We start from the raw sequence: 9444 nt of genomic DNA on the forward strand, positions 1-9444 counted from the left end.
CCTCTCTCTCCGCTGAAAGTCAAGTGTCAAAAGTGCAAAAGCCCTGATAATCAACCGATGTCAGGGCTTTTTACTTTTTCACCCCCTGCCAAATAATGCCAATAAATGCCACCTTTTGGTAGCTTTTCAGGTAGACTAAAATTCAAAAGCGGTCAAGTCTACCTGATTTTCATAGTGGCTTTATTTGGCGCTCGTTGGCACTGATTGGCATTTCTCTGTGGAAACTGTTCATTATAATTTTAAACCCACTTAAAAAGGAGGAATTATGTCAGCAATTATGAAGGTGGCACATCTGTTCTATATCAAAAGAACAAAACTGCTTAAAAATGGGGAAGCCCCCATATTTATTCGCATTACTGTAAATCAGAAGCGTGAGGATATTGGACTTGGTCGGAGTATTGATCCCCGTCTGTGGAGTTCTGAAAAAAAACGGAGCTCTGGGCATTTCAAACGTTGCCAGAGATTTAAATAGCTACCTAGATGATATCACGTACCGGCTGAAAAAAATCGCTCAGGAACAAAGAAGTGGCGGAATTGAATCCACATCTTTATCAATTAAAAAGGCACTTCTTGGAATTGAGGATGATGAATTAAAAGTGCTTCAAGCTATTCAGGAACATAACGACAGATTTGCACAGTTGGTTGGCAAAGAGGTGTCAGGAAATCATGTTGCTAGCCTTATTTAATGCTATCGTGGTCGCACCACTAACATTGACGGATCGGCATAGTCTTATTGTGACTTCTTTATCGTTTTTATTGTGAATAATAAAAATTAGTTATGCGATTTCGGCCGGAGGTCGTCAAGATTGTCGCCGCGTGCACAATATCGATAGATATAAACCGGCAATCCGGGTGACTTACCGCATATTCCGTTCGTCCAGACTGGCAGAAAGGCGCGTATTAAATCTCCTGGAAAAATGCTATGAGCAGTACATATTTTGCTTATAATTCACAGTATTTCTTGCATAAGTGATTCGTTATTTGTTTTCTAACCAACATCTAATAAGAATTCTCTGCAGATCATTGACAACTGCTGATTATTTATGTAAATTTACAAACAAACTATAAGCATACTGTTAATGTGCATCAAAAATGTACTGAAAGATGGATGCATGACAAAAGGGTTTAATGTGAGCATTTATTTCAACGAACATCTATAACAATTCATAAAACCATAAACAATGGAAACGGTTTACTCTGCAATTCGCGGAATTTTCAACGGAAAAGTTTTGAGGGCTTTGGTGCCTGTAGTGTTAATATTGCTTGCGTTGCAATCAACGGCGGTAAATTATTACTGGGTAGGCGGTGCTGGAAATTGGAGTTCTACATCTCGATGGTCGTTGACAAGTGGAGGCAGTGCAGGGACTTCGCTGCCTGGGATTTCAGACAATGTATTTTTTGACGGCAATTCGGGTTTTACCTCGGTCAGCAAGACCGTTACCGTTGATGTTGCTTCAGCCTTTTGCCAGAATATGGATTGGACGGGCGCGCTGAACACGCCCACTTTTGCTTCTTCAACCAGTACAAATGCGCTTAAGATCTACGGATCACTTAAACTAATAACCGGGATGACATATTCATTCACCGGGCCGGTATATTTTGAAGCCACAAGCACAGGGCAAACGATCACCTCGGCGGGAAAGACCTTCCCGAATAATGTTTATCTCAATGGCATTGGCGGGGAGTGGACTCTTCTGGATGATTTCAGGATACAGGCTAACGCTTCCTATAGCCTGACTCACAATAACGGAATATTCCGCACTAACGGTAAAACAGTCTATGTGCCAGCGTGGGCATCTAACACGTCCACATCACGCGGCCTATACCTGAGCAACTCGATCATTGAAATAAACAGCGGGACATGGAGCGGTGGAAACCGATTTGATGCAACCCTCACCAACATGACACTGGATGCAGGCACCTCGACCTTCAGGTTTCCATATTACATGGGTGCGAACTTTGTGGTCAATGCGGCTACCGCCCCCTTCTCTTTCTATAACATAGAATTTACAGGTTACAGCAGCGGATATCAGGGTTCAGTAAATAATAATACCTCTCAAAAAGGAACATTCAACAATATCAAATTCTTTGGTAACGGGGCCGTAAGCGGATACAATGAATTTATGAGCGCATTTACCGCATCATATAACTTGTCGGTGAGCGGAACGAATACAACGCATTACAAAACAATTGTTGGTGGTACTACCAGTATTTCAGGCGCCAACACAATAGATTCGCTGGTTTGTAACAGTACCACAAGCATCGACGGCAACAATAACTTTAATTTTCTTAGATTGAATGGGTTTGCCACCGTCACCGGGTCAAATACCTACGGGATACTGGAATTGACCAAGGGAGCAACATATACTCTTCAATCGGGTTATGTACAAACCATCACCGGTTCTCTGAATGCAAGCGGGAGTTGTGGTGGAGAATTTACTCTAAAATCAAGCGTTGCCGGTTCGCCTGCCATGATATATAAATCAGCAGGCACCGTAACGATCAATTATGCCTATCTTGACGATATTAGTGCAACAGGTGGAGCAACCTTCACAGCCTATAATACAACCGACCTCGGCGGCAACATTGGCTGGACGATCTATCCACCGGCCGTTGTCACCAATGACTATTACTGGATTGCCGGGGCAGGAAGCTGGAGCGACGGCAATCATTGGTCGCTCACCAGCGGAGGCGTGAGCGCTGGAGGTTGCATACCCGGCGTACAAAGCAGCGTCTTCTTTGATGCAAATTCGGGTTTTACCACGATCAACAAAACTGTTACTATTGATGTTGCTGTAGCTACCTGTAAAAGTATGGACTGGACGGGATCGCTGAACACACCCACTTTTGCTACAACAGCCAGTACAAATGTGCTTAAGATCTACGGATCTTTTAAACTAATAACCGGGATGACATATTCATTCACCGGGCCGGTATATTTTGAAGCCACAAGCACAGGGCAAACGATCACCTCGGCGGGAAAGACCTTCCCGAATAATGTTTATCTCAATGGCATTGGCGGGGAGTGGACTCTTCTGGATGATTTCAGGATACAGGCTAACGCTTCCTATAGCCTGACTCACAATAACGGAATATTCCGCACTAACGGTAAAACAGTCTATGTGCCAGCGTGGGCATCTAACACGTCCACATCACGCGGCCTATACCTGTATAATGAGTGTGTTGCAGATAAAATTAGCTTTTGAAACTATAATGCCTTATTTTTGTTGATTATGCGGTGGATTTTTCTGTTATTATGTAGTAGTGCGAATCGAGTGGTAGCGTGAACAATCTTCTATTATAAAGCAATCAGGAATTTAACACATGAGAAAAAAAGATATTAAAATCGAAAAACCCTTTTCGAAATTAACCAAACGGACGATTTCAATGGAGCCCGGTTTTCCCATTATTGGCATTGGAGCATCTGCAGGTGGGCTTGAAGCATTAGAGCAGTTTTTCCAAAATATACCAAAAGAATGCGGAATGGCTTTCGTGGTTATTCAGCACCTCGATCCGGCTTATACCGGCATGATGCCTGAACTGTTGCAACGTTCAACTACCATGACAGTTTTGCAGGCAACCGACCGCTTGCTGATGTTGCCGAATCATGTGTATGTAATTCCTCCAAATAAAAGCATGTCGGTGTTGAATGATGCATTGTATTTGTTTGAACCCTTTGAGATTAGGGGATTGCGGCTGCCAATAGATTATTTTTTCCGTTCATTAGCCGACGACTGCATGGATAGAAGCGTTGCTATTATTCTGTCGGGTATGGGCAGCGATGGCAGTTTGGGCGTGAGGGCCATTAAAGAAGTAAACGGTATTGTGCTGTTACAGGACCCCAATGATGCAAAGTTCGATGGCATGCCACGAAGTGCTATGAATAATATTATTGCTGACATTATAGCACCGGCCAAAGAACTCCCGGCCAAGCTTATTGCATTGCTCAGTTTTAATCCGGCTCCGACCGCTTTCAGTAACACTAAAAGTAAAGACAAAAGCAATCTTGAAAAAATAATTATTTTGCTGCGCACGCAAACCGGACAGGACTTTTCGTTGTATAAAAAAAACACCTTGTTTCGCCGAATAGAGCGGCGCATGGGAGTTCACTTGATAGACAAAATAGCCGACTATGTCCGTTTTATACAAAGTACTCCCAATGAAGTAGACATACTTTTCAAAGAATTATTAATTGGCGTTACTAACTTTTTTAGAGATGCCGGCGTGTGGCAAATGTTGCAAGACGAAATTTTTCCGAACCTGTTTAGCCAGTCGCCCAATGGAAAAGTTTTTAGGGCTTGGGTTCCTGCCTGCTCTACGGGCGAAGAAGCATATACCCTGGCCATGGTCTTTAGAGAAGCATTGGATAAAGACAAGAGCAATAAGAATTTTACATTGCAGGTATTTGCAACAGATATTGATAAAGATGCCGTTGAAATTGCCCGCAAAGGTACTTACGGTGCAAACATTATTTCTGATGTGCCGTTCGGGCACACGCAGAAATATTTCACAAAAGTTGAACATGGTTTTCATGTAAATAATATCATTCGGGAGATGATTATTTTTGCTCATCAGAATGTTATAAAAGACCCGCCATTCACTAAGCTCGATTTGCTGAGTTGTCGCAATATGCTCATTTATATGGAGCTGGAATTGCAGAAAAAGCTAATGTCCTTGTTTCATTATAGCCTGAATGTTGACGGAATATTATTGCTTGGAAATGCCGAAAATGAGAATTCTCAGGATAATCTTTTTGCGCCTCTCGATGCAAAACTCAAATTTTATAAACGCAGTCATTCGCCCGTGACTCCTATACTGCTTGATTTCCCAAGTTCGTATTCTCATACCCGCCCAAAAGTAGTAGAAGTTGAAAGCGGCGTAAAGGCGATTGACAGTATTCAATTTCTTGCCGAAGAACTGTTGCTGCAACACTTTGCGCCGGCCAGCGCGCTGATCAATGAACATGGAGATATATTATTCATTACCGGCCGTACCGGAAAATATCTGGAGCCATCGGCGGGGAAGGCAAATATGAATATTTATGCCATGGCTCGCGTGGGATTGTCAACTCATCTGATGGCGGGAATCCGCAAAGCAAAACAAAGCTTTGAACCACTAATCTTGCACAACCTGAAAGTAGGGACCAACGGCGGTACACAATATGTGGATGTTACTATCCAACACATTGAAAAGCCCGATGCTATTAAAGGAGCCGTTATGATTGTTTTTGCTGATGTGGCTCACACTATTTTGCCACTAAAACGAACTTCGAAAAAAGGTTTGGCGGACTCTCCTGTTCATCTGCAGGAATTGGAACTTGATTTGCAACGCGCCAATGAAGAACTGCAAAGTACCCGCGAGGAAATGCAGACCTCGCAGGAAGAATTAAAGTCAATCAATGAGGAGCTGCAATCATCAAATGAAGAGTTGCAGTCAACCAATGAGGAGCTGACTACCAGCAAGGAGGAAATGCAGAGTATGAACGAAGAACTGCAAACTGTAAATGTCGAAATGCTGGCCAAAATCAACGATTTCGTTGTGTCAAACAACGATATGAAAAACCTGCTCAACAGTACAGATATTGCCACCTTGTTTCTCGACAAAGAATTGAACATCCGCAGATATACCTCGGAGATAACGAAGATAATAAAATTGCGAACTTCAGATGTTGGCCGGCCTTTTACTGAAATGGTTTCTGATTTGGAATACCCTGAAATAGAAGAAGATGCGCGAAGTGTATTGCGGTCGCTAGTGTTTAAAGAAACCGATATTAGCGCAAGCAATGAACGATGGTTTAAAGTTCGCATTATGCCTTACCGTACTTTTGATGACCGCATTGATGGGCTGGTAATTACATTTTTTGATATTTCTGTGGCGAAAAATCTTGAGGCGGAGCAAATAAAGTCACGAGAAATATTAGCAGAAAACGAACGAATGTTGCGCGATTCACAAACTGTAGCGCATATTGGGTCTTATGTAGCCAATCTGAATGCAGCTAAAATGGAGGCAAATACATGGAGGGCATCCTCAGAGATTTACAAAATATTCGGAATCGACAAAACCTACCCCAATAGCATAGGCGGTTGGATTGACATTATCCATCCCGATTTTAGACAGGAACTGTTGGCATATTTTAAACAGGCCGTTGCCCAACAAATCAAGTTCGATCGTGAATATAAAATAATCCGTTTCAATGATGGCGCAGAACGCTGGGTGCAGGGAATTGGTGAACTCGAATATGATAAAAATGGCAATCCCACCTCTGTGATAGGCGCCATACACGACATTACTGAGCGCAAGCTGGCTGAGGCGGAAATTCAGGAGCTGAATAAGGAACTTGGTGAACGCCTTATCATGCGTACTGCACAACTACTGGAGTCAACAAATGAACTTGAGATTGAAAACAAAGAGAGAGGAAAACGGGCCGATGAATTATTGACTTCAAGCAAAGAACGAATTATTCAAAACAAAGAAGTGAAAAGACTGAAAGCCGAATTAGATAAAGCCCATAAAGTACTTCGCAAACATAATTTGTTATAAGCGATGAAGAAATCACAAAACGGTTTGACCGATGCTGAAATTCTTCGCCATAAGGCTGAAGAAAAGCAAAAAGCCCAGCAACCTAAAGTAAAAAATATATTTTCGGAAGCGGATAATATTAAACTCATTCATGAATTAGAGGTGCACCAGATAGAGCTGGAGATGCAGCACGAAGAGCTGGAGGTGGCAAAAGCGAATGCTGAAATTACCGCAGCCAAATATACTACATTGTACAATTTTGCCCCGAGCGGATACATTTCCCTGTCAAAAGAAGGCACTGTTTTGCAGCTTAATTTGCGTGCCGCCACCATTCTTGGCAAAGAACGCATACATTTAATTGATAGGAGGTTGGGCCAATTTATTTCATTGGAAACCCGGCCTGCATTTAATGCCTTTATCAATAAGTCGTTTGAGCAACAGGGTAAACAAACGTGTGAAGCTGTAGTTGAAATTGAAGGCCGGCCGGCGCAGTATATTTATTTTGAAGGAACGCATACAAAAAGCGGTGAGGAATGTATGCTCACTATGATTGATATCACAGAACGTAAGCAGTCGGAATTGGCACTGCAAATGTCAAAAGATTTCCTTGAAAATATTATTAATGCTGTTGCTTCGCCAATTTTTGTCAAAGATCAAAGCTTAAAGTTTTGTGTGGTGAACGATGCTTTATGCTCCTTGCTGAATAAATCAAAAAATGAATTGATTGGTAAAACCGGTCACGAGTATTTTCCGGATGACCAAAACGAGGTGTTTTTTCGCGTAGACAATGAGGTTTTAACTACCGGAAGAGAAAATATCAACGAGGAATATCTTACAGATGGTGAGGGCGTTGTACGAACTATCGTGACAAGAAAAACCTTCTATGCAGATTCTTTAGGAAACAAGTTTCTTGTTGGGATTATTAGTGACATCAGTGAATTAAAGAATGCGAACAAAGAGATTCGCAGCCTTAATCTTGGATTGGAGGATAGGGTTCGTAAGCGCACCAATGAGCTTGAACAGGCAAACAAAGAACTTGAGAGTTTTTCGTATAGCATATCGCATGATCTTCAATCGCCTTTGAGGCACATCAGCAGCTTTACCGATTTGCTTATCGGCGATTACAACGAAATCCTGCCTGACGAGGCACGACATTTTTTGAGTACCATCAAGAGAAATGCAGTTCAGATGTCTGTTCTGATAGATGCCCTGTTGGATTTTGCTAGAAACAACCGTAAGGAATTGATGAAAACGAAACTGGATATGAACAAGGTGGTGCAGGCTGCCTGGCTTCAGGTAAAACCCAAAGAGAAGGATCGAATTATCGATTGGCAGGTGGCAAATCTTCCGAAGGTGAATGGCGATTACAGTTTGTTATTTCTGGCATGGCTCAACCTTATTGGTAATGCGGTTAAATATTCAAAAAATAGAGAAAAAGCTGTGATTAAAGTAGCATGTCAGGAAACGGACACCGAATTCATATTTTCTATAAGCGATAACGGGATAGGTTTTGACATGAAGTATGCGCAGAAATTATATGGCGTATTTCAGCGGATGGACACTTCGAAAGGTTTTGATGGTGCAGGCATTGGCCTTGCAAATGTTCACAACATTATCACCCGGCATGGTGGCAAATGCTGGGCAGAGGCCGAGCCTGATAAGGGCGCTACATTTTATATTTCGCTTCCCCGGTAATAGCTAAGCACCAGAAGGCTTGATTACTTTGCGCCGAATATTCAGATATTCGCTGAGTAGTGTGGGTTGGAAATAATCATTTATTTTTGCATCTGAATTTATTGTATCCAAACACGCATTCTCCTATGAAAGTTATCGCTATAAACGGAAGTCCCAGAAGTGACGGGAACACTTTTCATGCACTCAACATGGCAGGCAATGAATTGATATCGCAGGGTGTTGAATTTGAAATACTGCATATCGGAAATAAAATGATACACGGCTGCATGGCGTGTTATAACTGCGTAAAGAGCAAAGATGAGAAGTGCGCGATAAAAACCGATGATATGAATCTGTGGATACAGCAGCTAAAGCAAGCCGATGGCATCATACTAGGTTCTCCGGTTTATTATTCGGGCATCGCAGGCACCATGAAAAGCTTTCTGGACCGGCTGTTTTTTGTTGCTTCCTCAAGCGGCACTTTCCGCGGAAAAGTAGGTGCATCGGTGGTGGCAGTGCGCAGGTCGGGCGGTTCATCTACGTTCGACAGTCTGAACCATTACATCATGTATTCAGAAATGATTGTAGCTACTTCAAGCTACTGGAATGTAATTCACGGCGGTGCGCCGGGCGAAGCTGAACAGGATCTTGAGGGAACTCAGGTGATGCGCGTTCTGGGAAAAAATATGGCATGGCTGCTGAAGGTCAGAGAAGCTACCGCCGGCACCATTGAACAAGCTGCGAAAGAAAAGAAGGTAGTTACCAGTTTTATCCGCTAAACGAAAGCTGTTATTCTTTCACAATCTTTTTTACCCTGATTCCGTTTTCGGTTTCTATCATCAAGAAGTATACGCCGCCTGCAGGTTTTTCAATGTTCAGGCGCGTTTGTGCGAGTGTTAAAATAGCTCTGAAAACACGAGCTAATTATCCCGGTTCTTCTATGTAGTTTATGTTCGCGGTAATGAAATATAAAATGTTGCACCCTTATCCGGTTCAGCCTCAGCCCAGGTTTTGCCGCCATGCCGCGCAATGATATTCCGGACATTAGCAAGACCGATGCCGGTTCCATCAAAACCTTTAGAGGAATGCATGCGCTGAAAAACACCGAATAATTTCTGCGCATATTGCATGTCGAAACCAATACCATTATCGCTGATAGAGAATACGTATTCTTTCTCCGTTTCCCGAAAATCTATTTTTATAATCACTATTGTCCGATAAAAATACAGAATATTATTTTGCAAACCGCAA

At 42.5% G+C, this 9444-nt stretch carries 6 protein-coding genes; 5 read left to right on the top strand and 1 reads right to left on the bottom strand.

The window, feature by feature from the left end:
• Window positions 1-380 precede the first annotated feature (380 nt).
• The 5 genes from WCM76_16360 to WCM76_16380 all read left to right on the top strand — a co-directional run bounded on the left by WCM76_16360 (window position 381) and on the right by WCM76_16380 (window position 8972).
• Window positions 381-686 (top strand): hypothetical protein, encoded by a 306-nt coding sequence (locus WCM76_16360; GenBank protein ID MEI6767204.1) that lies wholly within the window; start codon window positions 381-383, stop codon window positions 684-686.
• Window positions 687-1181: 495 nt separating this feature from the next.
• On the top strand, window positions 1182-3206 hold the full coding sequence (locus WCM76_16365) for a hypothetical protein (protein MEI6767205.1): 2025 nt from the start codon (window positions 1182-1184) through the stop codon (window positions 3204-3206).
• A gap of 118 nt (window positions 3207-3324) precedes the next feature.
• Complete coding sequence (locus tag WCM76_16370; protein MEI6767206.1) at window positions 3325-6540, top strand: chemotaxis protein CheB; 3216 nt, start codon at window positions 3325-3327, stop codon at window positions 6538-6540.
• Between the two features lie 3 nt (window positions 6541-6543).
• On the top strand, window positions 6544-8214 hold the full coding sequence (locus WCM76_16375) for an ATP-binding protein (GenBank protein ID MEI6767207.1): 1671 nt from the start codon (window positions 6544-6546) through the stop codon (window positions 8212-8214).
• Between the two features lie 125 nt (window positions 8215-8339).
• Window positions 8340-8972, top strand: coding sequence for a flavodoxin family protein (locus WCM76_16380; GenBank protein ID MEI6767208.1), 633 nt, complete (start codon window positions 8340-8342; stop codon window positions 8970-8972).
• A gap of 168 nt (window positions 8973-9140) precedes the next feature.
• Here WCM76_16380 and WCM76_16385 read toward each other — a convergent pair.
• Window positions 9141-9444 (bottom strand): ATP-binding protein (locus WCM76_16385; GenBank protein MEI6767209.1); only part of this gene is annotated, 304 nt, incomplete at its 5' end.

This window comes from Bacteroidota bacterium (assembly GCA_037133915.1).
Classification (GTDB): Bacteria; Bacteroidota; Bacteroidia; order Bacteroidales; family CAIWKO01; genus JBAXND01.

What these genes read in the sequence shown, in the direction of transcription:
- WCM76_16365 (MEI6767205.1), top strand. Translation starts at nt 1,182, where the DNA reads ATGGAAACGGTTTACTCTGCAATTCGCGGAATTTTCAACGGAAAAGTT.
- WCM76_16370 (MEI6767206.1), top strand. Translation starts at nt 3,325, where the DNA reads ATGAGAAAAAAAGATATTAAAATCGAAAAACCCTTTTCGAAATTAACC.
- WCM76_16375 (MEI6767207.1), top strand. Translation starts at nt 6,544, where the DNA reads ATGAAGAAATCACAAAACGGTTTGACCGATGCTGAAATTCTTCGCCAT.
- WCM76_16380 (MEI6767208.1), top strand. Translation starts at nt 8,340, where the DNA reads ATGAAAGTTATCGCTATAAACGGAAGTCCCAGAAGTGACGGGAACACT.